Genomic DNA, 25444 nt, shown 5'->3' with positions numbered 1-25444 from the left:
GCGGCAAAGCCCCTGCTCGCGAAGGGTTTACGCAGCCCAGTCCCACGGAACGGTGAACTCGCCCAGCTTCTGACCAAGCGCGGTCTCGTCCACGGTGCCATCCCTGGCGATCTGCGCCACAAGCCCGCGCTTCTTGTCCTCGACGACCGCGCTCACATGGGCGGGAATATCCGCGCCCGCCAGCGCCTCGTCCAGCACGCGCTTGATCGCCTGTTTGCGCAGCTCGGGCTTGAAGATCTTGCCGACAGCGGTCTTGGGCAATTCGTCCATGATCCCGAGGTGCTTTGGAACCGCCGCGCGTTCGTGGGTATGGCGCTTGGCGTGTTTCAGAAGCTCTTCGACAGTCACTTCGGCACCCGCCACCAGTTCGACATAGGCGCAGGGCAGCTCGCCCGCGAAACTATCGGGTTGGCCAATGGCGCCCGCGAAGGCAACGGCGGGGTGCGACAAAAGCGCGTCCTCGATCTCGGCGGGGTCGATGTTATGGCCGCCGCGAATAATCAGGTCTTTGGCGCGTCCGGTGATCCACAGATAGCCGTCGCCATCAATGCGGCCCAGATCCCCCGTGCGCAGGAAGCGGTCCTCGGCGAAAAGATCGTGGTTTTTGTCCGGCTCGGTATAGGTCGAGCCTTCGAACACGCCGGGGTTGGCGACGCAAATCTCGCCCACCTCATCCGTGCCGCATTCGATGAAACCCTCGGGCGTCTGGCGCAGGATGCGCACATGGGTATAGGGCAGCACAATGCCGACCGAGCCGACCTTCTTGCGCCCGTCAACGGGGTTGACCGAGACAAGGCAGGTTGCTTCGGTCAGGCCGTAACCTTCGGCAATCTCGACGCCAGTGGCGGCCTTGAAGCGGTTGTAAAGCTCGATCGGCAAGGGGGCCGAGCCGGAAATCGCGGTTTTGAGCGAGGAAATATCTGCATCAACCGGCCGCTGCATCAGCGCGGAAATCGCTGTCGGCACAGTAATCAGGAACGACACTTTCCAGCGCTCGACAAGTTTCCAGAAATTGTCGAAGACACCATCGCCGCGATAGCCTGCGGGGGTCGGGAAGACGACATGCGCGCCAGACGCAATCGCGGACATCAGGATCGGATAGGCCGCGAACACATGGAACAGCGGCAGCGGGCAGATCATCACATCTTCTTCGGTGAACAACAGCCGCCCGCCAAGCCAGCCGTTATAAATCATCCCCGAGTATTTATGCTGCGCGACTTTCGGCATTCCGGTGGTGCCGCCAGTGTGGAAATAGGCCGCCACGCGGTCCTCTGCCGGATCGTCGAACATCAGCTTGTCGCCGGGCATTTTCGCGGCTTCGGCGTTGAAGCTGTAAATATCGGCGTGGTGGCGCAGATGGGTTTTCGGGCGCAGGAATGGCACGATCAGGCTTTTGGGCGGCGTAAGGTAGCGGTTCAGATCGACCTCAAGCACGGCTTGCACATTTGGCGCGTGCTTGACCGCCTCGGCCGCCTTCTGGGCAATATCCGATTTGGGAAAGCTTTTCAGTGTGACCAGAACCTTTGCCTTGGTTTCGCGCAGGATCGCGGCAATCTGTTCGGGCTCCAGAAGCGGGTTGATCGGGTTCACGATCCCCGCGGTCGCCCCCGCCAAAAGAGTGATCGCGGTCTCAAGGCTGTTGGGTAGCAGGTAGGCGACCGTGTCATCCGGGCCGACCCCCATCGCGCGCAGCATATTGGCGGCCTGCGTGACGCGGGCATGAAGCTGCGACCAGGTCAGGGTTTCGGCCTTGTCTTTCGGACCCGAGAAAATCTGGAATGTCAGCGCGGGGCGTGGGCCATGGGCGTCGCGGGCGCGCGTCAGGAAGTCATACATTGTCGCGGCGCGGTCGCGCGCTTCCCACGGCATCTCGGCCTCGACTGCGTCGCGGTCTTCTATGCTGGCAAAACGTTGGTCCATGTGATCCTCCCGAACGCCCGCGCCTGGTGTCCTCCGCGCGGGTCAATTTATGAGAGGATGGTGCAAAGCCGTCGTCCGAGCAAGCCCGTGCGTTTCCGCGAACGTCACGTTACCAGCGCGTCGACGCGGCGTCAGGAGGGCAGCAAAAAGGGCGCTCCGGTGTCGAAGCGCCCTTTATCGCATCTTGAACCATTACGCCTTCGGAATGCGCAGAACCTGTCCGGGATAGATTTTATCGGGGTGCGTCAGCATCGGCTTGTTGGCTTCGAAGATGATTTCGTATTTGGCGCCGTTGCCAAGGGTCTTCTCGGCGATCTTCCAAAGGTTGTCGCCCTTGACGACGGTGTGGAACACCGCGTCTTGCGTATCGGCGTCGTCTTCGGTCTCGACCGAGGCCACGCCATCGACGTTACCAACGGCAAGGATGATCTTTTCCTTGGTTTCCGCGTCGATCGCCTTGCCGGCCACGACAACCTTGTCGCCTTCGACCTTCAGCTCGACGCCCGAGGCATCAAGGCCCAGATCCTTCAGCTCGGCCTTGAGCACTTCTTCTTTCGGTGCTTCAGCGGCTTCGGCTTTGCCGCCGAACAGCGACTTGCCTGCGTCCTTGACGAAATTCCACAAACCCATGTGATACTCTCCTGTGCAAACTCCACCCACCTGCCGGGGCGGTCGGGCCGGAGAGTGCCTGCCCTCTATCCAAAGGACAAGGAGAAATTCTTTCGATAGTTCCCCGTCAGGCGGGGGCGCCATCGGTGAATTGCAGGCGCGCGAGTTTCGCATAAAGCCCGTCTTGCGTGACCAGTTCGTCGTGGGTGCCCTGGGCTACGACGCGGCCGTCCTCGAAGACGACGATGCGGTCGGCCTTTTTCACGGTGGCAAGGCGGTGGGCGACGATCAGCGTGGTGCGGCTCAGGGCAAGCTGGTCAACGGCGGCCTGAACCTCGCGTTCCGAGGCCGCATCCAGCGCCGAGGTTGCCTCGTCCAGCAGAAGGATCGGGGCGTCGCGCAGGATGGCGCGGGCAATGGCGATACGCTGCTTTTGCCCCCCCGAGAGCATGACGCCGCGTTCACCGACATAGGTGTCATAGCCTTGCGGCAGCGCGGACAGGAAGTCATGCGCATGGGCGGCGCGGGCGGCAGCCTCGACATCGGCATCGCTCGCCTCGGGGCGGCCAAAGCGGATGTTATCGCGCGCGGAGGCGGCAAAGATCACCGGATCTTGCGGCACCAGCGCAATCGCGCGGCGGAAGTCATGGCGCGAGAGCGAGCGCAGATCGTAGCCGTCAATCTCGACGGTGCCGGACTCAGGGTCCCAGAAGCGCTGGATCAATTGGATAACGGTGGTTTTGCCAGCGCCCGAGGGGCCGACAAGGGCGATCGTCTCGCCCGGTTTGATGTCCAGCGTCACCTTGTCGAGCGCCGAAACCTCGGGGCGTGAGGGGTAGTGGAAGGTCACATCCTTGAAGTGGATGCCACCCTTCGCGGGCATCGGCAGCGGCACGGGATGGGCCGGATCTTTGACGTGATCCTCGGCAGCAAGCAGTTCGACCAGACGTTCGGTCGCGCCCGCCGCACGTTGCAACTCGCCCCAAATTTCGGAAAGCGCGCCGACAGAGCCTGCCACCATGCCCGCATAGATCACGAATTGCACCAGATCACCGACGGTCATTTCGCCGGTGCGCACATCGCGCGCGCCGATCCAGAGAACGGAAATCACGCCTGCAAAGACAAGGAAGATCACGATGATCGTCATGATCGCACGAACGAAAATCCGGCGGGCGGCGGAGTCGAAACTCTTTTCCGTCACCTCCGAGAAATGCGCGCGGGTCTGCGGCTCATGCGTGAAGGCCTGCACGGTCTGCGCCGACAACAGCGCTTCGGAGGCGGAGCCGGAGGACGAGGCGATCCAGTCCTGGTTCTCGCGCGAAAGCGTGCGCAGGCGGCGGCCAAGCGTCACGATCGGGATCACCACCGCTGGCACGATCAGCAGGACAAGCCCCGTCAGCTTGGCCGAGGTGACCAAAAGCATCGCCATGCCGCCGAAAAGGATAAGCACATTGCGCAGCGCGACCGAGACGGATGACCCGATGACTGACAGGATCAGCGTCGTGTCGGTCGTGATGCGAGAGATGATCTCGCCAGTCAGGATGCGCTCGAAAAACGCGGGAGACATGGAAATGACGCGGTCGAATACCGCCTTGCGGATGTCGGCGACGACGCGCTCGCCAAAGGTCGTGACAAGCCAGTAGCGCGCCCCCGTGCCAACCGCCAGCAGCCCCGCAAAGATCATCGCGGCGGTGAAATACTGGTCCAGTAGGGCCGCGCCTTCGTTAAAACCATTGACGACACGGCGCACCGCAATCGGCAGCAAAAGCGAGATCGACGCGGTCAGCACCAGAGCCGCCAGCGCGGCCAGCGCGCGCAGCTTGTAGGGGGCGACAAAGGGGCCAAGCCCTTTCAGCGCGCCAATGCGCTTGGTGGTGGGCCGATCTTCGAGCTGGGTTTGCGGTCTGCGTGCCATGAAGCCTCCGTGTTCGCCCAAGGGGTTTAGGGGCTGATCCGCAAGGGGGCAAGCAACATTCTTGCGACCTCGGGGCAGGTCAGCGGGGCGAAGAGGTTGCCGCGTCGTTCAGGATTTGCCGCCCGAGCCGGATCGAGCCGTCGTGAATGTCTCGCTCGATGGCGGCGCACAGGGCACCCGGATCGTGGTTGCGCATCGCCTCCAGCATCGCTTTGTGATGGTCCACCGTGTAGATCGTGTTCAGATTCTCGATCACCTGCCGCTGGAACGGCCCAAGCTGGAGCCAGATGCTTTCGATCTGGGGCATCACGGCCTGATGCGGGTTCAGGCAATATAGCAGCCGGTGGAAGCGGTGGTTGAGCCGCGTCAGCCCGTCGAGGTCATGATCGCGCACCGCCGCGTCCATCAAGTCATCAATGGCGGTCAGTTCCTGAATGGCGACATCGGACAGATAGGAGAAGGCGCGTTGGGCGGCATGGGTCTCGAGCGTGATCCGCAGCGCGACCAGTTCGTCAAAGCGCCCCGTGCCCAGTTCCGGCACGCGCAGGCGACGATTGCCCAGAACCTCGATTGCGTTCTCGGTGCTTAGCTGGCGCACCGCCTCGCGGATCGGGGTCGGGCTAAGATCAAGCTGCTGCGCAAGGCCGCGAAAGGTCAGCGCGGTTCCGGGCTTCAGCGCCCCCACCATGATCGCGTTACGCAGCCGCAGATAGGCGTGCTCCTGCGTGGTCATGGAGTCCGTCAAAGGGATTTCGGGAATAGCGGGCTGCGTCATGCGCGGGTGATCCGGTGTCGGTTGGGCTGGTTGACTCATGGAATATATGCTATCACATTTAGCAAAATGCTATCACAAATTCGCCGGAGATGCACATGAACGAGGCTGATGTCGAAAGCTGGCTCGCGGAAAACCCCGAGATCGAGACGATCTTTGCCTGCATCTGCGACCTGAATGGCGTGATGCGCGGCAAGCGCGTTCCGGTGGATCACCTCGATAAAATCGTCGAAGGCGCGCTGCGGATGCCGCTGTCGCTCCTGGGTATGGACATCTGGGGCGAGGACATCGAGGGCAACGAGCTGGTCTGGGATACCGGTGACGCCGACGGGATTTGCGATTTCACGGGCCGTGACCTTAGCCCCGTCGACTGGATTTCGCGCCCGGCGGCCTTTGCGCAGCTTTGGATGCGGCAGGAAAACGGCGAGCCGTTTACCGGCGACCCGCGCCGCGCGCTGGCGATGGTGGTCGAACGGTTCAAGGCGCACGGGCTGACGCCTGTCGTCGCAACCGAGCTGGAATTCTACATCGTCGATCCTTCGGGAGCGGTGCCGCAGCCGCCGCGCTCGCCTGTCACTGGTAAGCGGCTCGATTCGGATGGCGCCCTGTCGCTGGACGAGTTGCAGCATTTCGACGCCTTTCTGAACGAGGTTTACGATGCCTGTCGCGCGCAGGGTATTCCGGCGGATTCCGCGATTTCGGAAAACGGCGCGGGGCAGTTTGAAATCAACCTGATGCATGTGGACGATCCGCTGCGCGCCGCTGATGATGCGATCCTGTTCAAGCGCCTTGTGCGCGGGCTGGCCCGCAAGCACGGGTTCGCCGCGACCTTCATGGCGAAACCCTATGGTGAGCGGGCTGGCTCGGGGATGCATGTGCATTTCTCGATGGTCGATGCCGAGGGGAACAATGTTTTCGACAATGGCGGCCCCGAGGGGACCGAGATCATGCGTCATGCGGTTGCGGGGTTGATCCGCACGATGCAGGAAAACGCGCTGGTCTTTGCGCCGCATGAAAATTCGTTCCGCCGTCTGCTGCCCGGCGCCCATGCTCCGGCTTCGGTGGCTTGGGGCTATGAAAACCGGACGCTGGCTGTGCGTATTCCCGGCGGCAGTCAGAAGGCGCGCCGGATCGAACACCGTGTCGCGGGGGCGGATGCGAACCCCTATCTGGTGCTGGCCTCGATCCTTGGCGGCGCCCTTCTGGGCATCGAGGGCCAGTGGGAGCCTCCCGCGCCGGTCGAGGGCGACGCCTATTCGATGGACCTTGATACCCTGCCGCCCGACTGGGCCTCTGCAATCGAGGCATTCCGCAAGGGGCCGCATATCGAGCAGATCTATTCGAAGCGTCTGAAGCGGATGTTTGTGCAGTGCAAGCTGCAAGAGCTGCGCCGGTTCACCCGTCATGTGACCGAATTCGAATACCACTCCTACCTTGAGGCTGTCTGATGAACGCAATGCAGCACCCCTACGCAGGCAACGGCAACCACACCGGCAGCTATTACGCGGCCTCGGCCAATCCGGCGCCGCTCCGTGCGCAGTTGCAGGGTGACCATGAGACGGATGTCTGCGTCGTTGGCGCAGGGTTTTCGGGGCTTTCGACTGCGCTGCATCTGGCCGAAAAAGGCTATAAGGTGACGGTGGTCGAGGGCGCTCGCATCGGCTGGGGCGCATCGGGGCGCAATGGCGGGCAGATCGTCAACGGCCTGAACGCGAGCCTCGAAACCATCGGGCGCCGGTATGGCGACGATACCGCGCGCTTTGTCGCGGGGCTTGTGCTGGAGGGTGGCGAGATCATCCGCGAGCGGGTCAAAACCTATGGTATCCAGTGCGACCTGAAGCATGGCAACGTGTTCGCGGCGCTGACGTCCAAGCATATGCGCGACCTTGAGGAACGCTGGAAGCTCTGGCGCGGCTTCGGCATGACCAATCAGGAGATGCTGACGCGCGAGCAGATGCGCGAGCATGTGAACTCGGATCTCTATGCGGGCGGTATGATCGACCATATGGGCGGGCATATGCACCCGCTCAACCTTGCGCTTGGCGAGGGGGCAGCGGTTGAGCGTCTGGGGGGAACGATCTTTGAAATGTCGCCTGTGACTTCGGTCGATACCGAGGCGGCGCGCCCTGTGGTGCGCACCAAAGGCGGCACGATTACCTGCAAGACGCTGGTTCTGTGCGGCAATGCCTATCTTGGCCATGTGGTGCCGACGCTGACCTGGCGGGTGATGCCGGTGTCCACGCAGATCATGGCGACGAAACCCTTGGGCGAAGCCCTTGCGCGCGAGCTGATGCCCTCGGATGTCTGCATCGAGGATGTGCGCTATATCCTCGACTATTACCGTATGTCCGCCGACAACCGTCTGCTGTTTGGCGGCGGCACGGTCTATGGCGGTGCCGATCCCAAGGACATCAAGGCGAAGCTTTGGAAAAACCTGAACAAGGTTTTCCCGCAGCTTCAGGGCACCGAGATCGACTATGCGTGGAGCGGCAATTTCGCGCTCTCGTTCTCGCGGGTGCCGCAGATGGGGCGGATCGGGCAGAATACCTATTTCGCGCATGGGTATTCAGGTCACGGCGTGACCGGCAGTCATACGTTCGGGCGTATCCTCTCCGAGGCCATCAACGGCGATCTGACACGCTTCGACACCTTTGCGAATCTGCCGTGGATACCGTTCCCCGGTGGTCGCATGTTCCGTGTGCCTTACTCGGTCATCGGCTCGTGGTGGTATGCCGTGCGCGATAAACTCGGCGTGTGAGATCGCGCGTAACCCCCTCGATGCGCTTCGCAAAAGGTGGCGCGCCACGGGGGGATTGGCCTTTCCGCCGCAATCCTCTTGTAAGTGAGTGTTTGCTCACTTAGTTTTGTCCTACGCCCATCGGATGAAACGCAGGCGGCCCGTGGCCGCCCATGCCCGGAGAACAAGAATGTCACGCCTGTCTGCTTTGCTCGCCCTGCCGCCCGTGGTTCTGGGGGTTGCGGCGGCGGCCTATCTGATTTCGGCCGCCCCCGGTCCGGCGCAAGAGGAAAGCGCTAGGCCGGGGCAGGCGGTGCGCGTGGCTACCGTCGAGGCGCGCGACATCGCGCCCGTTGTGCGCGGATGGGGGAGCGTGCGCGCCGCGAATACCTGGGCTGCCGTGTCCGAGGTGCGCGGGCAGGTGGTCTGGCGGCACCCCGATCTGGATGTGGGCAAGCTGATTTCGGCGGGCACCGAGGTTCTGAAAATCGACCCGTCGGATTACCAACTGGCGATTGCGCAGGGCGAGGCCGATCTGGCCTCGCTTGCCGCCGAGGCGGGCCAGATCGAGGCCGAGCGGGACAACACCCGCCGCGTGCTTGATCTGGAAGCCGAACGCCTGCGCCTTGCCGAAGCCGATCTGGAGCGCGTCCGCAACCTTGTGGCGCAGGGCGTCAGCCCCAAGACCCGCGCCGATGAGGTGGAAAAAGCCGCGCTGCAATCCCGTCGCACCGTGGCTGAATTGCAAAACGCCCTTGACCTGATCGCGCCGCGCCTTGCGCGCCTTGCCGCGCAAGAGGCCCGCACTCAGGCCAGTGTCGCCCGCGCGCGGCGCGATCTGGATCATACCGTTCTGGTCGCGCCCTTTGATCTGCGCGTCGGCGCGGTCAATGCCGAGCTTTACCAGTCGGTCTCGCTGGGACAACTGCTGATCGAGGGGAACGGGATCGACGGCGCCGAGGTGGTGGTGCAGGTGCCGCTGCCCGCGTTCCAGCGCTTGCTTGGCTCGTTTGACGCGAACACCGATACGCTGGCGGCGATTGATGCGGGGCCGTCGCAGCGCATCTCGGCGTCGCTGCACCTGCTGATTGACCCGAGCCAAAGCTGGCCCGCAACGGTCAGCCGTGTCGAAGGGGCGCTGGACCCGCGCGCGCGCACCGTGCCGGTGGTGGTGACGGTCGAGAACCCCTATTCCGGCGCCAATCCGCCCGCGCGGATGCCGCTGGTTCCGAATATGCAGGTCGAGGTAGCGCTGACAGGCGCGCTTTTGACCGATGCGATTGTGGCCCCCGAGGCGGCCCTTCATGGCGAGAGCCTGTATCTTGTGACCAAAGACAACCGGCTGGAGCTGCGCGCTGTGGTTCCGGCCTTCCGGCAAGATGGGCTGGTGGTTCTGCGCGAAGGGGCTGCGGCGGGCGAACAGGTCGTGCTGGATGCCATCGCGCCCGCGCTGCCGGGGATGGCGCTACAGCCTGTGGCGGTTGATGGGGGCGCGCAATGATCCGCTGGTTCACCGGCCACCCGACTGCTGCCAACCTTCTGCTGCTGGTATTTCTGGCGGCGGGGTCTTTTTCTGCGCCCACATTGCTGCGCGAAACCTTCCCCGATTTCCGCCCTGTCGAGGCCGAGATCACCGTGCCTTATCGTGGCGCGGCGGCGGCAGATGTCGAGACCGCCGTTTGCGCGCCTCTTTGGGATGCGGTGCAGGGGGTCGAGAACCTTGAGACGCTGAACTGTGTCGCGCAGGACAATCTGGCGCGCGCGGTGGCGACGATGGAGCCGCAAGGCGACGCGCTGCGCTTTATCAACAGCCTTCGGACCGAGGTGTCCGCGATTGACACCTTCCCCCCGCGCGCCGATCTGGCCACCGTGCGCGAGCTGCACCGCTCGGACCTTGTGACCTCGGTGGCGGTGTCGGGCGATCTGCCGATAGCGCAGCTTGATCTTTACGCCGATGGCTTGTCCGACCGGCTTTCGGCGCTGCCCGAGGTGGCGCGCGTGGTGCCTTCGGGGCTTGGGTCGCGCACCCTGTCGATCTTGCCTGACCGCGCGGTTCTGGCGCAGCACGGGCAGACCGCCGAGGGGCTGGCGCAGATCATCGGGGCGCAAAGCCTTGACCTTCCGGCGGGGCGGATCGAAACGCCGTCGGCCGATCTGACGCTGCGTTTCACCGCCGAGGCCCGCAGCGTCGAGGCGCTTTCGGCGCTGCCGGTGCTGACCTTGCCCGATGGCGCCGTGCTGACGCTGGCCGAGGTTGCGCAGATCACCGAGACCTTTGAACCTGCCGAGGACCGTGTGCGGATCAACGGGCGTCCCGCGGCGCTTCTGGACGTTCACAAGCCGCTTGAGGCCGACGCCCTGCGCGCGCTGGATTCGGTGCAGGATCTGGTCACGCAAGAGGCCGCCACCCTGCCCGGGACCGTGCAGGTCGAGGTGGTGCAGGATGTGACCTCGATCATCCGCGACCGGCTGGCGATGCTGGTGCGTAACGGCGTCGTCGGGCTGGTGCTGGTGGTGATCGTGATGAGCCTGTTTTTCCGCCCCGGTTTCGCGATCTGGGCGGCGATGGGGCTTCCGGTTGCGTTTCTGGGCGCGTTCTTGTGGATGGCGATCACGGGGCTGAGCCTGAACATGATTACGCTGGTCGCGCTGTTGATGGCGATCGGGATCGTGATGGACGATTCAATCGTGCTGTCGGATTCCATCGCCTCTCATGCCGATGAGGGGGTGACGGTGCGCTCTGTCTCGGAGGGGGTGCTGGCGGTGGCGCCCGGTGTGATGTCGTCCTTCCTGACCACGGTGTCGGTGTTCCTGCCGCTGTCGTTTCTCTCGGGCGAGCTTGGGACGGTGCTGGAGGTGCTGCCGCTTGTTCTGCTTTCGGCGCTGGCGGCCAGCCTTGTCGAGGCGTTCCTGATCCTGCCGCATCACCTCAAAGGCGGGCTGCGCGGCGGGGATGCGGCGCCCTCGCGGTTTCGCGTGGCGTTCGATGCGGGGTTTGCGCGGCTGCGCGAGCGGGGTGTCGGGCGGCTGGTGGATCGTGCGATTGCGTTTCGCTGGCTGGTTCTGGGGCTGGCTGTTGGGGCGCTGATCGTGACCGTTGGCGCGCTGCGCGGCGGTGTCGTCAAGCGCGAGGCCATGCCCGAAATCGACGGCGATGTGCTGGAGGCGCGGCTGATGCTGCCCGCTGGCACGCCGCTGGAGCGCACCGAACTGGCGGTGGCACAGGTCGAGGCGGCGCTGATGCGGGTGAATGACCGGCTTGCGCCCGCGCAGCCGGACGGGCAGCCTTTGGTTCTGCGCACGATTACCAAGATGGGGCGCAACCTTTCTGCCGGTGAAACCGGCCCGCATGTGGCGACGGTGGCGACCGATCTTCTGTCGGCCGAGACCCGCACGACCACCTTGGACGAGCTGATAAGCCAGTGGCGCGACGAGATCGGGCCTTTGCCGGGGGTGTCCTCGCTGATCCTGACCGAGCCGGGCATCGGCCCACAGGGTGTCGCGGTCGAACTGCGGCTGTCGCACCCCGATCTGGATGTGTTGCAGCGCGCGGGGCAGGAAACCCTGGCCGAGCTGGAGCGCTATGTCGGTGTGCGCAACGCGACGCTGGACCTGCGTCCGGGCAAGCCGGAAATCCGGTTGCAGCTTGCGCCGGGGGCGCGGACGCTGGGGCTGACGGCGGCGACCGTCGCGGGGCAGTTGCGCGCCGCCTATCTGGGCACGCAACTGGCCGATGTGCGGCAAGGCGATTTGCCCTTCGAGGTTCTGGTGCAACTCTCGGGGCAGGATCGCGACGCCCGCGCCGATCTGGAGGATTTCACCATCGCGCTGCCCGATGGCACGGCGGTGCCGCTTGATACCGTGGTTGAGCTACAGGAGGCACGGGGCTGGTCCGCGATCACCCGTCGCGACGGGCTGCGCACCCTGACGGTGCAGGCCGATGTCGATGGCCGGATCGGCAATGCCGACGCGATCACGGCGCAGATGCGCGACGGTTTCCTGCCCGCGCTGGCCGGGCGCACCCCGAAGCTGGGCTTTGACATCGCGGGGCAGGCCGCCAATTCCGCCGAGACCGTCGCGTCGATCCTGCGCGGCTTTCTGATCGGGATCGTCGGGGTTTACCTGATCCTCTCGTTCCAGTTCCGCAGCTACACCGAGCCGGTCATCGTGATGATTACCATTCCGCTGGCGCTTTTGGGTGTGGTCTGGGGGCATGTTGCGATGGGGTATAACATCTCGATGCCCTCGCTTGTGGGGGCGGCCTCGCTGGCGGGGATCGTGGTGAATAACGCGATCCTGCTTGTCGAGGTGATCCGCCGCGAAATGGGCAAGGGCGCCGAGGTCGCGCGTGCGGCAGGTGCGGCGGTGCGCGCGCGCTTCCGCCCGATTTTCGTGTCGGTCTCGACGACGATCCTTGGCATGGCACCGCTGTTGGCGGAAGCCTCGACACAGGCGCAGACGCTGAAACCGCTGGTGATCTCGGTGGTGTTCGGGCTTCTGGCGTCAACCGTTCTGGTGCTGTTCGTGTTGCCCGCGCTTTACGTCATCCTCTCGGATCTCGGGCTGGCCCGCAAGCCGCCAGGTCACGCGGACCGAACCGTCCGAAATGGACGGGAGGCATGACTGGCGGCGGGTTGAGTGGTGCGGGCGACCGGACTCGAACCGGTACGGGGTTGCCCCCAAGGGAGTTTAAGTCCCATGCGTCTACCATTTCGCCACGCCCGCAGCCGCTTACTGGCTACAGGCTCGGGCGCGGCGGGGCAAGATGGCTTAGCGCCCTTCGAACTGCGCGGGGCGCTTTTCCAGAAAGGCCAGAACGCCCTCGCGGAAATCATGGCTGGCACCCAGCTTGCCCTGTAGCTGGGCTTCCAGTTCAAGCTGGTCCTCCAGCGTATTCGAATAGCTGGCGCGCATCGCCTCTTTGATTGCGCGGAAGGCGGCTGTTGGCCCCTTGGCCAGATGGGCCGCGCGGGCGCGCCAGTGGTGATCGAAATCGACATCCGCCACGGCCTCCCAGATCAAGCCCCAGTCGGCAGCCTCGCGCGCGGTCACCTTGTCGGTGAACATCGCAAGCCCCATCGCGCGGGCAAACCCCACCTGACGCGGCAGCCAATAGGTGCCGCCCGCATCCGGCATCAGACCGATCCGCGCAAAAGCCTGCATGAAGATCGCGGACTCGGAGGCAATTACCACATCCGCCGCAAGGGCAAGGTTCGCACCAGCCCCCGCTGCGGGGCCGTTTACCGCCGAAATGACCGGAATCGGCGCGTTGTAGATTGCTTTCAGCATCGGCTCGTATTCGTCGCGCAGCACGCGCTCCAGATCGAGCCCGGCGGCGGCTGCCCCATCACCCAGATCCTGCCCCGAGCAAAATGCGCGCCCCGCCCCCGTCAGCACCAGCACGCGGGCTTCGGCGCTGGCACGGTTGATCGCCTCCAGAAGTTCCGCGCGCATCTGTGTATTCAGCGCGTTCATCACGTCGGGGCGGTTGAGGGTAATCACCGCCACACCGTCGTTAAGCTCGTATCGAATGACCTTGTAGGGCATGCTGCCTCCGTTTCACCTGTTGGCGTCAGATTAGCGCCTTCGCCGGTCAGGGAAAGGGGAACGGCGCGTCATTCGGGCGCGATCACTCGTCCAGCAGCTCTTTCAGGCGCTTCGCCTCATCGTCCGAGAGCGCGGCGATCTGTGCATCGCCCTCTTTCGAACGGCGGCGCAGATAGACAATCGCACCCGCGCCGATAACGATAAGGGCTGCCGGCCCAAGGAACCACAGCAGCAGATTCGCGCCCGTTTTCTCGGGTTCGAACAGCACATATTCGCCGTAACGGTCGGTGATGTAATCCACGACCTGCGAGTTGTCGTCGCCCGCCAGAATACGCTCGCGCACCAGAAGCCGCAGATCGCGCGACACCTCGGCGTTTGATTCGTCGATGTTCTCGCCCTGACAGACGGGGCAGCGCAGAACCTGGCTGATTTCGCGCGCGCGGCCCTCAAGCGTGGGGTCTTTGAGAACCTCGTCGGGTTGCACCGCGAATACGGGGCTGGCCAGAAGAGCGGCGCACAGAGACAGACGTTTCAACATTCGCGATTACTCCGCAGGGGTGGCCGTGGGGGCGACGCGGGTTTTGCGTGCGCCGACCGCGATGCGATAGCGACGGTCGGTCAGCGAGAGCAGACCCCCAAGCGCCATCATCAGACACCCCGCCCAAATCCAGTTGGCGAAAGGCTTGATATAGGTGCGCACCGCCCAACCGCCGCCTGCCTGCGGATCGCCGATCACCAGATAGATGTCGCGGAAGAAGCCGTTGTCGATGTCGGCCTCGGTGGTGGGCATTGCCTCGACGGGGTAGGTGCGCTTTTCGGGATGGAGCACGGTGACAAGCTTGCCATCGCGGCGCACCGAAAGCGTGCCGGTCGTCGAATCGAAGTTCGGGCCTTTGACCTTGTCCACCGCGTCGAGGGTGATCTCGTAGCCCGCGACGGTGAAAGGCTCGTTGATTTTGGCGACGCGGATGTCCTCCATCTGGCCCGCCATCAAAAGGCCGATACCGATGAACACCACGCCAAGCCCGCCATGTGCAAAGGCTTTACCCCAGTCGGCACGCGGCAGGCGCAGAAGGCGCGCGGGCTTGCGTGCCGCGCGGACCCAGAGTTCCGCCAAGGTGCCAAACACCAGCCACGCACCAAGGAAGGCCGAGACCAACGCAAGGATCGACCGGCCAGTCTCAAGCGACCACGCCAGACCGCCACAGGCGGCCGCGAACAAAAGCGCCGGAAGCAACTGGCGGAAGGTGCGCGCGACATTCGCGCGCTTCCACGGCATCGTGGCGCCAAGCGGCAGCAAAAGCGCCAGTGCAACGAAGAACGGCGTCACCGCTTTTTCAAAGAACGGCGCGCCCACCGAGAGTTTGCGATCCCAGAACAGCTCGGCCACCAAGGGCCAGACGGTGCCGACAAACACCACAAGCGCGGCAACGGCCAGAAGGATGTTGTTGAACACCAGCGCACTTTCGCGGCTGACCATCGAGAAGATGCCCTTGGCCTGCATCTCGGTGGCGCGGGCGGCATAAAGCGTCAGCGCCCCCCCGACGAACAGCGCCAGAATCCCAAGGATGAAAATCCCGCGTTCGGGGTCGTTCGCGAAAGAGTGGACCGAGGTAATCACGCCCGAACGCACGATGAATGTGCCGATCAACGAGAAGCCGAAGGCCATGATCGCCAGCAGCACCGTCCAGCTTTTGAGCGCCTCGCGCTTTTCGACGACGATAGCCGAGTGCAGCAACGCCGCCGCCAGAAGCCACGGCATAAACGAGGCGTTCTCGACCGGATCCCAGAACCAGAAGCCGCCCCAGCCAAGCTCGTAATAGGCCCACCAGCTACCCAGTGCGATGCCGATGGTCAGGAAAATCCACGCGGCCAGCGTCCACGGGCGGACCCAACGCGCCCAAGCAGCATCAACGCGGCCTTCGATCAGCGCGGCTACCGCAAAGGAGAAGGCCATCGAAAGCCCCACATAGCCCAGATACAGGAAAGGCGGGTGGAAGGCGAGGCCGGGGTCTTGCAGCAATGGGTTCAGGCCCGAGCCGTTGAACGGCGGGTCGACAAGGCGCGTAAACGGGTTCGAGGTGAACAGGATAAAGCCAAGGAAGGCGACACCGATCAGCGCCTGAACCGAAAGCACGCGCGCGCGCAGTTTGGGTGGCAGCGCGCCCCCGAACCACGCAGCCGCCGCCCCGAACAGCGACAGGATCAGCACCCACAAAAGCATCGACCCTTCGTGGTTCCCCCAGACACCGGACACTTTGTAAAGCATCGGCTTGTCGGTGTGCGAGTTCGCATAGACAAGGCTCAGCGAGAAATCCGAGGTGACGAAGGCATATGTCACTGCGCCGAAGGAAAGGGCGATCAGCAGGAATTGCGCCGAAGCGGCCGGTTCGCCAACCGCCATCCAGCCGGTCCAACCTTTATGCGCCCCGATCATGGGGACGACAGCCTGCACCACCGCCACAAAAAGGGCGAGAACGAGGGCGAAATGGCCGAGTTCGACGATCATGCGGAAATCCTCCTGTACGCGGGGCGGATCATAGAGAGGCAAGCGGTCAAGGGAAAGGCGGATGCGCCCCCATGTCGCAATTCTTCACGCGGAGGTGACCGGAGCTAGTTCGTCTGGCGCTTGGGCACAAAGGGCAGCGGCATCACCGGCACGCCGTCTTCCAGCAGCGCGCGGGCGTCTTCAAGCTTGGCCTCGCCGTGGATCGCGCGCTCGGGCGCATCGCCGCTGTGCATCTTGCGCGCCTCGGAGGCGAAATTCAGACCGACGTAATCCGAGTTTTCCTCGATCTCGCGGCGCATCGCGGCGAGGGCTTCTTCGGTTTTGGTCTCGGGGGTGGTGAGGGGCGTTTCCGCCGCTGTCGCCTTGCGGGCGGGGCGCACGTTTGGCGCCATCAGGGCTTTTTCGATCTGCGCCGAGCCGCAAGTGATGCATGTGACCTGCCTGCCCGCCAAAAGCGCGTCATAGCTTTCGGCGGATTTGAACCAGCTGTCGAACTGGTGTCCTTGGTCACATTTCAGCGTGTAGCGGATCATCTTTGCGGCCCGTTTCTCCCCTGTCTCGATCTATTGCCTTTGGGGCAGAATGCAAGGGTTCAGTGGAGCGCGTCGAGAACCTGTGCCGCCAGAAATTCGGGGCCAGTTTCCCCCGATAGCTGTTCGATGGTAGTGGCCGCGGCCACGGCAAAACGGGATTGCGCGTCTTTATCCAGTGTCACAAGCGCCGCCGCCAGATCGCTGCTGTCGGCCACGGTGCGCGCGGCCGATGCAGCGTCCAGAGCGTTGAATACCTCGCGGAAGTTCCCGATGTCCGGCCCGTGGAGGAGCGCGCAACCAAAGCGCGCTGGCTCGAACGGGGTATGGCCGCCCTTCGGCGCAAAGGTGCCGCCGATGATGCAGATGCCCGCGCTTGCATACCAGTTCGCCATCTCGCCCATCGTATCGGCCAGAAATACCTGACCGATGGCGGGTTGCTCCAGGGAGCGCGAGGTGAAATCCAGATCGCGCTGCAAGATCAGATCTGCGATCTCCGCCGCGCGGCGCGGGTGGCGCGGCGCAAGGATCAGGCGCAGCGTCGGGCGCTCGGCCAGCGCCTCGCAATAGGCGTCAAGGATCAGCGCCTCTTCGCCCTCGTGGGTTGATGCCGCCAGAACCGTCTCGGCGCGCGGCCAGTCAAGCGTGGTTTCCGGCTGTGCAAGACTGACCGAGCGCTTGAGGTTGATGCGCGGCAAAATCCTGTCGCGTGCCACCCCGAGCGCGGCAAACCCCGCCTCGGAGGTCTCGTCCTGGGCGGAAAGGGCGGTGATGTTGGACATCAGCCCACCGGTTCCGAATTGCCGCCAGCGCTCTGCCGATTGCGCCGACATTCGCGCGCCGAAGATGAACACGGGCAGTCCGGCCTGCGCGGCCATCGTCAGGCGGTTTGGCCAAAGCTCGTTCTCGATGACGATCAGCGCACGGGGGGAATGGCGGGTGACAAAGCGCTTCAGGCAGAAGTTCAGGTCCAGAGGGGCCAGTCGCGCCTCGATCCGCGGCTCGCGCCAGCTTTGCGCAAGGTCTTTGGCGGTCACGGTGTTGACGGTGATCAGCAGATGCACCTCGGGGGCGGCCTGCAACAGCGCGTCGATCAGCGGGCGCGCCGAGGCCAGTTCGCCGTTTGACGCAGCATGGAGCCATATCGGCCCCTCATCCCCCGCCGCGCCGCCGCCCAGACGTTCCGCAAGATCGGCCAAATCCTCATGCCCCCGCAGAACCCGCCACAAAAGGCGGGCCAGCATAAACGGCGCAAGCAGCGCTATGAGCAGGCGGTAAAGCGCCAAGGCATCCTCCGGTGTTTCGATCCATAGACCGCAGCAAGGGGCTCGATGCAAGCCTGCCGGAGTGGCGGTGTTCATATTGCAACCTGCGGTTTCGCTCTGACCGGGCTTGCCAGAATGTCGCACCCATTCTTCCCTTAGGTCACCTGAAAGTCGGGGTTTCCTTTTTATGCTGCATGTGCAGCATGGGGTATCGGCGTCGATCGCGCCGCTTTTGTATTCTGTCTGGAAACCGTGCCTCATGTTTGATTTTTACGCTCCCGCGCGCATCGCGCTTGAAACTGCCCGCATCGGCCTGGATGCACAGCTTGTTGTTGGCCTGCGTGTCGCGGGGATGATGGGGCTTTGGCAGATGGATGCCGATGAGATGGGGCGCATGGTCTCGGAAAAGCCTGCTGCGGCGCGTGAGGCCATGCAGGCGGCTTTCGATGCGGCGCAACGCGGAGAGGTTCCGCATCGCGTGCTTTCCGCCAGCCTTGCGCCGATTGGCGAGCGCGCGGCACATAACGTCAGGCGCCTTGCTGGTCAGGCCGCATAAAGAAAATGCCGGACACTGGGTCCGGCATTTCCATTTCAGGGCTCAGGCAACCTCGGCGGGCGTGACCATCGCAGTCAGGATGGCCGAGGCGTCTATGACACCGATCTCGGCCCCTTTACGGTCAATCACCGTCGCGCGGTCGGCATTTGCCTCACTCATTTTACGCGCCACAAGCTCTAGCGACTTGCGTCCCTCAACGCGCAGCGAGGGGGGGGCTTCTCCGACAACCAACGGACGAGCCAGCCGGTCGGCATGGATCACACGACCACGGTTCACCTCGCGCACGAACTCGGCGATATAGTCGTTCGCCGGCCGCAGAACGATGTCTTGCCCCGAGCCGACCTGCTCAAGCGCGCCATCGCGCAAAATCGCAATCGAATCGCCAAGACGCAGCGCCTCGTCCAGATCGTGCGTGATGAAGATGATTGTCTTGTGCAGCTCTTCTTGCAGGTCCAGAAGCACCTTTTGCATATCCATGCGGATCAATGGATCAAGCGCCGAGAACGCCTCGTCCATCAGCAGGATGTCGGCGTCATTCGCCAGCGCACGGGCAAGACCCACACGCTGCTGCATCCCGCCCGAAAGCTGCTTGGGATAGTTCTCTTCGAACCCGGACAGGCCAACGCGATCAATCCATTTGCGGGCGATGGGTTCAGAGTCGCTGCGCGGGATGCCGCGAATATCCAGCCCGTAGCAGGTGTTCTCAAGCACGGTCCGGTGCGGCAGAAGCGCGAACTTCTGGAACACCATCGCGGTTTTCGTGCGGCGGAATTCGCGCAGTTCGTCGGTGCCCATCTCGACGACATTGCGGCCTTCGTAAAGGATCTCGCCTGCCGTCGGTTCGATCAGGCCGTTGATGTGGCGGATCAGGGTCGATTTGCCGGACCCCGAAAGCCCCATGATCACCGAAATCTCGCCGGGCGCGAGGCTGAGCGAGATGTCCTGAAGTCCGAGCACATGGTTGTGCCGGTCGTTCAGTTCTTCCTTGCTCATGCCGTTCTTGACCGCCTCGACATAGCGCTTCGGGTTCTTCCCGAAGATTTTGTAGAGATTGCGGATCTGGATGCCGGAACGCTCAGTCATGGCCGACCTCCGTATGTTTTTGCAGACGTTTGCCAAAGGCTTGCGAGGTGCGGTCGAAGATGATCGCAATCGCGACCAGCGCAAAACCGTTCAGGAAGCCGACGGTGAAATACTGGTTGGTGATGGCTTGCAGCACGTTCTTGCCCAAACCGCCAACGCCAACCATCGAGGCCACAACGACCATCGAAAGCGACATCATGATCGTCTGGTTGACGCCGGTCATGATGGTGGGCAGCGACAGCGGAAGCTGCACGCCGAACAGTTTTTGTTTCGGGTTGGCGCCGAAGGCATCGGCGGCCTCGATCACCTCGCGGTCTACAAGGCGGATCCCAAGGTTGGTCAGGCGGATCATCGGCGGCACCGCATAGATGACCACCGCAATCAGGCCCGGCACCTTGCCGATACCGAAGATCACCACAACGGGGATCAGGTAGACAAAGGACGGCAGTGTTTGCATCACGTCAAGCATCGGTGTGAGGAACGCCTGAAACCGATCCGAGCGTGCCATCAGGATACCAAGCGGCAGGCCGATGATAATGGCTACGAAGGTCGCCACAGTGACCATCGCAAGGGTGATCATCGTGTCTTCCCACAGCCCGAAAACGCCGATCATGCACAGCGCGATGAAGGTGCCAAGCACCGTTTGCCACCTGCGCGCACCAAACCAGACGATGACCATCAAAAGCACCATGATGACGGGCCAAGGCGCGTCGGTGAAGGCTTTCTCAAGTGTGTTCAGAAAGATTTGCAGCGGCGCCGTGGCGGTATCGATCAGATCCGAATAAGTGCGCACAAGGTCACGAAACCCGGTATCGATGCCTTTACGCATTCCGCGCAATGTGCCGTTCGAAAGGGCGGGGAATTCGCAAAGTAGCTCGGGGAGACCCCAGCAGCTTGCCATCGTTTTTCCTCCGATGAGTATATAGAAAAGGTGCGCAGACGGGCTGCGCACCTTTGTTGCGACGCGCCTTAAAGCGCGGCTTCGACTTTGGCGGCGACATCCTCGGAGACCCAGGACTTCCAGAGGTCCTTGTAGTTCTCGAGGAAGTAATAGGCCGTGTCTTCGTTGTTGCCCTGATTGTCATCCATCCATGCCAGCACCTTGCCGACAGTCTGGTTGTCCCATTTGCGGGTGGTCACATAGCCCATCGCGACACCGGCTTTTTCAGAGAATTCCTTGGTGACGACGGTAAACACATCCGAGATCGGATAGGCGTTCGGAACCGGGTTTTCGCAATCGGCCTGCGAGGTGCAGCTATCCCAGTTTGCCTTGTCGAGCGGCACGCCCCAATCAAGCGAAACCATCTCGTATTTGCCAAGGATCGCGGTCGGCGCCCAGTAGTAACCAAGCCAGCCCTGCTTGCGCTCGTAGGCGTTGGCGATGGAGCCATCAAGGCCCGCCGCCGATCCGGTGTCGATCAGATCAAAGCCTTTGCTCTCGGCGTCATAGGCCTTGAAAAGGTTCGCGGTCGAGATTTGGCAGTTCCAGCCGGACGGGCAGTTGTGAACCGCGCCGCGCGAGGGGTCTTCGGGGGCGGGGAACAGCTCGGGGTGCTTCAGCGCATCCGCGACGGTTTTGATGTCGGGGTTTGCGTCCGCGATGTATTTCGGGATCCACCAGCCCTCGACGCCGCCGTCCGACAGAAGCGGAGCGGCCGTCACAAGGCGGTCTTCGGCAACGGCAGCATCAAGTGCCACTTTCACCGCGTTGACCCACAGTTCGGGCGCCATGTCCGGTTCGGCCTTTTCGTTCATCGAGGTGAAGGTCGGCATGGTGTCGCCCGTGACCAGCGTCACGTCACAGCCGTAGCCTTCCTCAAGGATAATTTTATCGACCCAAGCGGCAACGCCGGCCGAGGCCCAGTTCATTTCGGCAATGGAAACGGAGCCACAGTCTTCGGCGGCAAACGCCGGTGCGGCAAGGGCGGTAAGAGAAGCGGTAACAAGGAATTTGGCAAGATTGGCCTTCATCGGGTTACTCCTGTCTGGGCAGCTTGTGAATTGGAAGCCGGGCGCGTGCTGCTCTGCGCTCTGGCATTGGTCTTATGACGGGCCGTGCCCCTGTTGTTGTGTCAGCTTCCGCGTTGCGGGTAGCTCGCACATGGGCCTGCACGACCAATAATTGTCAAAAACCGACATGCACTTGTCGTAAATTGTCGATGCCAAGGGCGCAAGGAGAAATCTGGGATACGGGTTCTGGCCATTGCAACTTGGCATTTCGGGGCAAGCCCGCTATGAGGCGCCCCGATTGTCAGTGTCCCGGCGCCTGCGGTGTGTCGCCTGAAAACCGGACAGCCGATGCAAACTCATCTTGCAAGACCAAGGGGCAGCCCTTGGCCAACGAGACAAAACTGCCGATGATTTCTCTTGATGCCTACCGCCGTCAGTGGTTCCTGAACATCCGTGGAGACCTTCTGTCGGGCCTTGTCGTGGCGCTGGCGCTGATCCCCGAGGCGATTGCCTTTTCGATCATCGCGGGTGTCGATCCGAAGATCGGGCTGTATGCCTCGTTCTCGATTGCGGTGATTACGGCGATTGCAGGCGGGCGACCGGGGATGATCTCGGCTGCGACGGCGGCAACGGCGGTTCTGATGGTGACGCTGGTGCGCGATCATGGGCTGCAATACCTGCTGGCGGCAACCATTCTGGCGGGCGTGTTGCAGGTCGGCGCGGGGTTCCTGAAGCTGGGCTATGTGATGCGGTTTGTGTCGCGCTCGGTGATGACGGGCTTTGTGAATGCGCTGGCGATCCTGATCTTCATGGCGCAATTGCCCGAGCTTGACCCCTCGCGCGTGCCGATGCTGACCTATCCGATGGTCGCGGCGGGGCTGGCGATTATCTATCTGTTTCCGCGCATCACCACGGCGATCCCGTCGCCGCTGGTGACAATTGTCGTTTTGACTGCGTTGACGCTGGTCTTTGGCTGGGATGTGCGCACGGTGGGCGATATGGGCGCGCTGCCCGATACGCTGCCGGTGTTCCTGTTGCCCGACATTCCGCTGACGCTTGAGACCTTGGCGATCATCTTCCCCTATTCGCTGGCGGTGGCAGTGGTGGGGCTTTTGGAAAGCCTGATGACGCAGCAGATCGTGGACGATCTGACCGATACGACGTCTGACCGCAATCAGGAATGTATCGGGCAGGGGATCGCGAATTTCTGCACCGGCTTCATTGGCGGCATGGCGGGTTGCGCGATGATCGGCCAGTCGATGATCAACGTGAAATCGGGTGGTCGCGGGCGGCTTTCGACCTTTGTTGCGGGGATTTTCCTGCTGATCTTGGTGGTGGTTCTGGGCGATATTGTCGGGCAAATCCCGATGCCCGCGCTGGTGTCGATCATGATTATGGTGTCGGTCGGCACCTTCTCGTGGTCGTCGATCCGCAATTTGCGCGACCACCCGCGCTCGTCGTCTGTTGTGATGCTCGCGACGGTGGCCTTTGTGGTCTACACGCATAACCTTGCGATCGGGGTGCTGGTTGGGGTGCTTTTGTCGGGCATCTTCTTTGCGTGGAAAATCGCGCAGTTTTTTCGCGTCACCACCGAGGTCAGCGCGGACGGGCGGCACCGGACCTATCGTGTCGAGGGGCAGTTGTTCTTTGCCTCGTCCGAGGACTTCATGAAGGCGTTTGATTTCAAAGAGGCGCCCGAGAAAGTCACGCTTGACGTCAGCCGCGCGCATATCTGGGACATTTCGTCCGTTGCGGCGCTGGACATGGCTGTGCTCAAGTTCCGCCGTGAGGGGGCCGAGGTCGAGATCATCGGCCTGAACGCGGCCTCCGAAACCATCGTCGACCGGCTTGCCATTCATGACAAGCCCGGCGCGATGGATGAAATGCTTGGTCACTGAGGAGGGGCTCATGACGACAGGAACACTTATCGCCCTTGTAGACGGGTCGGGCTATTCGGAAAGCGTGTGTCACCATGCGGCGTGGATCGCTGCGCGGATGCAGGCCAAGGTAAAGGTCTATCATGTGATGGCGCGGGCTGCGGACGCTGGCGCGCAAGACCTGAGCGGGGCGATCAAGCTGGGCGCGCGCTCGCGGCTGCTGGCCGAACTGAGCGAGCTGGACGCGCAGCGCGCCAAGCTGGCGCAGGAACATGGCCGTGCGATCCTTGAAGACGCCAAGGCAATCATCGAGGGCGATGGCGCGATCGAGGTGGAAACCCGTCTGCGTCAGGGCGATCTGGTCGAAACGATCACCGCCAAGGAAGATACCGGCGATATGATCGTGATCGGCAAGCGGGGCGAAGCCGCAGGGATGGCCTCGGCGCATCTTGGGTCGAACCTTGAACGGATCGTGCGCACCAGCCACAAGCCGGTGTTCGTGGCGAACCGCGCGTTCCGCCCGCATGAGCGCGTGCTGGTGGCTTTTGATGGCGGTGCCTCGTCGCAAAAGGCAGTGGACTATATCGCGCGCAGCCCGTTGTTTGCGGGGCTGTCGGTGGCGCTGGTCTTTGCAGGGCGCGAAACGCCCGAAATCACCCGCGCGCTGGAGGCGGCAAAAGCGACGCTTGCTGCGGGCGGGTTCGCGGCCGTGGCGCTGGTGCGCGAGGGGGAACCCGAAAAGGTGCTTGCCACGCTGACTGAATCCGAAGGCTATGACCTGCTGGTCATGGGCGCTTATGGCCACTCGCGCGTGCGTGCGCTGATTATCGGTTCCACCACGACTTCGATGATCCGCTCGTGCAAGGTGCCGGTCGTTTTGATGCGATAAAGACGAATCGTCGGGCGCGGGCGTGTTACATTCCGCGCTCGTCCAGGCCGTCCGCAGCGGCAGATGCCCTTTTTCGCGAAGAAATTTCCAATAATTTGCAGAAAAACCTCTGTCGGCACGATGTGTCACACAGGTTTTACAATTCTGCATCATGGCTGTCACAAACCTTCCCTAGAGGGGTGCCCAAGGCCGCACGAACTGGCCCAAAGACACCAAGGAGTGAGCTATGAAAACCCTGAACCTGACCGTTTCGATCCTTTCGGTCATCGCTGCATCCGCTACCGCCGCAGCAGCCCGCGACCAGATCCAGATCGCCGGTTCCTCGACCGTTCTGCCCTACGCAACCATCGTTGCCGAAGCCTTCGGCGAAAACACCGATTTCCCGACCCCGGTTGTTGAATCGGGCGGCTCGTCGGCTGGCCTCAAGAAGTTCTGCGAAGGTGTTGGCGAAAACACGATCGACATCGCGAACGCTTCGCGCAAGATCAAAGACAAGGAAGTCAAAGCCTGTGCCGAAAACGGCGTGACCGACATCATGGAAGTCCGCATCGGCTATGACGGCATCGTGTTCGCCTCCGATGTGAACGGCGCCGAATTCGTGCTGACGCCGGAAGACGTTTACAAGGCCGCTGCCGCTCAGGTTCCGGTTGATGGTGCACTCGTTGCCAACCCCTACACCAAATGGTCGGAAGTGAACGCTTCGCTCCCCGATCAGGACATCCAGCTCTTCGTTCCGGGCACCAAGCACGGCACCCGCGAAGTGTTCGAGACCAAGGTTATCGAAGCTGGCTGTGAAGCAACCGGCGCGATGGAGATGCTGAAGGCTGCGCATCCCGACGACAAAGACGCCGTGTTCAAGGGCTGTGTCGACCTGCGCACCGATGGCCGCTCGGTCGACATCGACGGCGACTACACCGAAACGCTTGCCCGCCTTGATGCGAACAAGGTCTCGGTTGGCGTCTTCGGCCTGTCCTTCTACGAAAACAACACCGACAAGCTGCGCGTTGCGACCATGTCGGGCGTCGTTCCCTCGACCGCTACGATCGCTACCGGCGAATACCCCGTGTCGCGTCCGCTCTACTTCTACGTCAAGAAAGCGCACATCAGCGTTGTTCCGGGCCTGAAGGAATACACCGAGTTCTTCGTCTCGGACGATCTGGCAGGCGCAGAAGGCCCGCTGGCTGCTTACGGCCTCGTTGCCGATCCGGAACTGGCCGCGACCCAGGACGCCGTGGCTGCCGAAGCCGTGATGAACTGATCTGACTAAACTGGCGGTGCCCGATCC

Annotated in this window: 20 protein-coding genes and 1 tRNA gene; 8 read left to right on the top strand and 13 right to left on the bottom strand. The window is 62.9% G+C overall.

The features are described 5' to 3' along the window. Positions 1–27: 27 nt before the first annotated feature. The 4 genes from RYZ20_RS06085 to RYZ20_RS06070 all read right to left on the bottom strand — a co-directional run bounded on the left by RYZ20_RS06085 (position 28) and on the right by RYZ20_RS06070 (position 5258). Entirely contained in the window at positions 28–1920 is a 1893-nt protein-coding gene (locus RYZ20_RS06085; RefSeq protein WP_317671456.1) for an acyl-CoA synthetase, read from the bottom strand. A gap of 192 nt (positions 1921–2112) precedes the next feature. After that, positions 2113–2550, bottom strand: a complete 438-nt coding sequence (gene lysM / locus RYZ20_RS06080; RefSeq protein WP_317671454.1) for a peptidoglycan-binding protein LysM — start codon at positions 2548–2550, stop codon at positions 2113–2115. A gap of 106 nt (positions 2551–2656) precedes the next feature. Then, entirely contained in the window at positions 2657–4444 is a 1788-nt protein-coding gene (locus RYZ20_RS06075) for an ABC transporter transmembrane domain-containing protein (RefSeq protein WP_317671452.1), read from the bottom strand. Between the two features lie 79 nt (positions 4445–4523). After that, the gene (locus tag RYZ20_RS06070; RefSeq protein WP_317671450.1) at positions 4524–5258 is read right to left on the bottom strand and encodes a GntR family transcriptional regulator; all 735 of its coding nucleotides are present in this window, start codon (positions 5256–5258) and stop codon (positions 4524–4526) included. Between the two features lie 56 nt (positions 5259–5314). Between RYZ20_RS06070 and RYZ20_RS06065 the strand changes: the two genes are divergently transcribed. From RYZ20_RS06065 to RYZ20_RS06050, 4 genes are all read left to right on the top strand, one after another. Next, positions 5315–6664, top strand: a complete 1350-nt coding sequence (locus RYZ20_RS06065) for a glutamine synthetase family protein (protein WP_317671448.1) — start codon at positions 5315–5317, stop codon at positions 6662–6664. Then, positions 6664–7974 (top strand): NAD(P)/FAD-dependent oxidoreductase, encoded by a 1311-nt coding sequence (locus tag RYZ20_RS06060; RefSeq protein ID WP_317671446.1) that lies wholly within the window; start codon positions 6664–6666, stop codon positions 7972–7974. The genes RYZ20_RS06065 and RYZ20_RS06060 overlap by 1 nt, the downstream gene beginning before the upstream one ends. Before the next feature lie 169 nt (positions 7975–8143). Continuing rightward, the gene (locus tag RYZ20_RS06055; protein ID WP_317671444.1) at positions 8144–9454 is read left to right on the top strand and encodes an efflux RND transporter periplasmic adaptor subunit; all 1311 of its coding nucleotides are present in this window, start codon (positions 8144–8146) and stop codon (positions 9452–9454) included. Continuing rightward, positions 9451–12576 (top strand): efflux RND transporter permease subunit, encoded by a 3126-nt coding sequence (locus RYZ20_RS06050; protein ID WP_317671442.1) that lies wholly within the window; start codon positions 9451–9453, stop codon positions 12574–12576. Before RYZ20_RS06055 ends, RYZ20_RS06050 begins: the two co-directional genes overlap by 4 nt. A 16-nt stretch (positions 12577–12592) precedes the next feature. On the opposite strand, the gene RYZ20_RS06045 is transcribed toward RYZ20_RS06050, so the two are convergent. The 6 genes from RYZ20_RS06045 to RYZ20_RS06020 all read right to left on the bottom strand — a co-directional run bounded on the left by RYZ20_RS06045 (position 12593) and on the right by RYZ20_RS06020 (position 17825). Beyond that, a tRNA-Leu gene (locus tag RYZ20_RS06045) sits at positions 12593–12678 on the bottom strand. A gap of 45 nt (positions 12679–12723) precedes the next feature. Next, positions 12724–13500 (bottom strand): enoyl-CoA hydratase-related protein, encoded by a 777-nt coding sequence (locus tag RYZ20_RS06040; protein WP_317671440.1) that lies wholly within the window; start codon positions 13498–13500, stop codon positions 12724–12726. Between the two features lie 82 nt (positions 13501–13582). Next, positions 13583–14038 carry a cytochrome c-type biogenesis protein gene (locus RYZ20_RS06035; protein WP_317671438.1) on the bottom strand — a complete coding sequence of 152 codons (456 nt, stop codon included), beginning with the start codon at positions 14036–14038 and terminating at the stop codon, positions 13583–13585. A gap of 6 nt (positions 14039–14044) precedes the next feature. Then, positions 14045–16009 carry a heme lyase CcmF/NrfE family subunit gene (locus RYZ20_RS06030; protein ID WP_317671436.1) on the bottom strand — a complete coding sequence of 655 codons (1965 nt, stop codon included), beginning with the start codon at positions 16007–16009 and terminating at the stop codon, positions 14045–14047. 104 nt (positions 16010–16113) lie between these two features. Then, positions 16114–16542 (bottom strand): DUF1178 family protein, encoded by a 429-nt coding sequence (locus tag RYZ20_RS06025; protein WP_317671434.1) that lies wholly within the window; start codon positions 16540–16542, stop codon positions 16114–16116. Between the two features lie 59 nt (positions 16543–16601). Beyond that, positions 16602–17825 carry a 3-deoxy-D-manno-octulosonic acid transferase gene (locus tag RYZ20_RS06020; RefSeq protein WP_317671432.1) on the bottom strand — a complete coding sequence of 408 codons (1224 nt, stop codon included), beginning with the start codon at positions 17823–17825 and terminating at the stop codon, positions 16602–16604. Positions 17826–18063: 238 nt separating this feature from the next. Here RYZ20_RS06020 and RYZ20_RS06015 point away from each other — a divergent pair, with 238 nt between their 5' ends. Further along, positions 18064–18360, top strand: coding sequence for an antibiotic ABC transporter (locus RYZ20_RS06015; RefSeq protein WP_317671430.1), 297 nt, complete (start codon positions 18064–18066; stop codon positions 18358–18360). A 42-nt stretch (positions 18361–18402) separates the two neighbouring features. Here the strand turns inward: RYZ20_RS06015 and RYZ20_RS06010 are convergent, their stop codons facing one another. From RYZ20_RS06010 to RYZ20_RS06000, 3 genes are all read right to left on the bottom strand, one after another. Then, a complete protein-coding gene (locus RYZ20_RS06010) occupies positions 18403–19443 on the bottom strand; it encodes a quaternary amine ABC transporter ATP-binding protein (RefSeq protein ID WP_317671428.1) in 1041 nt (346 codons plus the stop codon). Beyond that, positions 19436–20344 carry an ABC transporter permease gene (locus RYZ20_RS06005; protein WP_317671426.1) on the bottom strand — a complete coding sequence of 303 codons (909 nt, stop codon included), beginning with the start codon at positions 20342–20344 and terminating at the stop codon, positions 19436–19438. The genes RYZ20_RS06010 and RYZ20_RS06005 overlap by 8 nt, the downstream gene beginning before the upstream one ends. Positions 20345–20412: 68 nt before the next feature. Then, entirely contained in the window at positions 20413–21414 is a 1002-nt protein-coding gene (locus RYZ20_RS06000) for a glycine betaine ABC transporter substrate-binding protein (protein ID WP_317671424.1), read from the bottom strand. Positions 21415–21800: 386 nt separating this feature from the next. Between RYZ20_RS06000 and RYZ20_RS05995 the strand changes: the two genes are divergently transcribed. From RYZ20_RS05995 to RYZ20_RS05985, 3 genes are all read left to right on the top strand, one after another. Further along, positions 21801–23291: a SulP family inorganic anion transporter gene (locus RYZ20_RS05995; protein ID WP_317672187.1), complete on the top strand. Its 1491-nt coding sequence runs from the start codon at positions 21801–21803 to the stop codon at positions 23289–23291. 10 nt (positions 23292–23301) lie between these two features. Next, positions 23302–24159: a universal stress protein gene (locus RYZ20_RS05990; RefSeq protein WP_317671422.1), complete on the top strand. Its 858-nt coding sequence runs from the start codon at positions 23302–23304 to the stop codon at positions 24157–24159. 226 nt (positions 24160–24385) lie between these two features. Continuing rightward, positions 24386–25417 (top strand): substrate-binding domain-containing protein, encoded by a 1032-nt coding sequence (locus tag RYZ20_RS05985; protein WP_317671420.1) that lies wholly within the window; start codon positions 24386–24388, stop codon positions 25415–25417. Positions 25418–25444 lie beyond the last annotated feature (27 nt).

The organism is Pseudothioclava alba, from assembly GCF_033100795.1.
Classification (GTDB): Bacteria; Pseudomonadota; Alphaproteobacteria; order Rhodobacterales; family Rhodobacteraceae; genus Pseudothioclava.
This window is presented reverse-complemented; position numbering and strand designations above follow the sequence as displayed.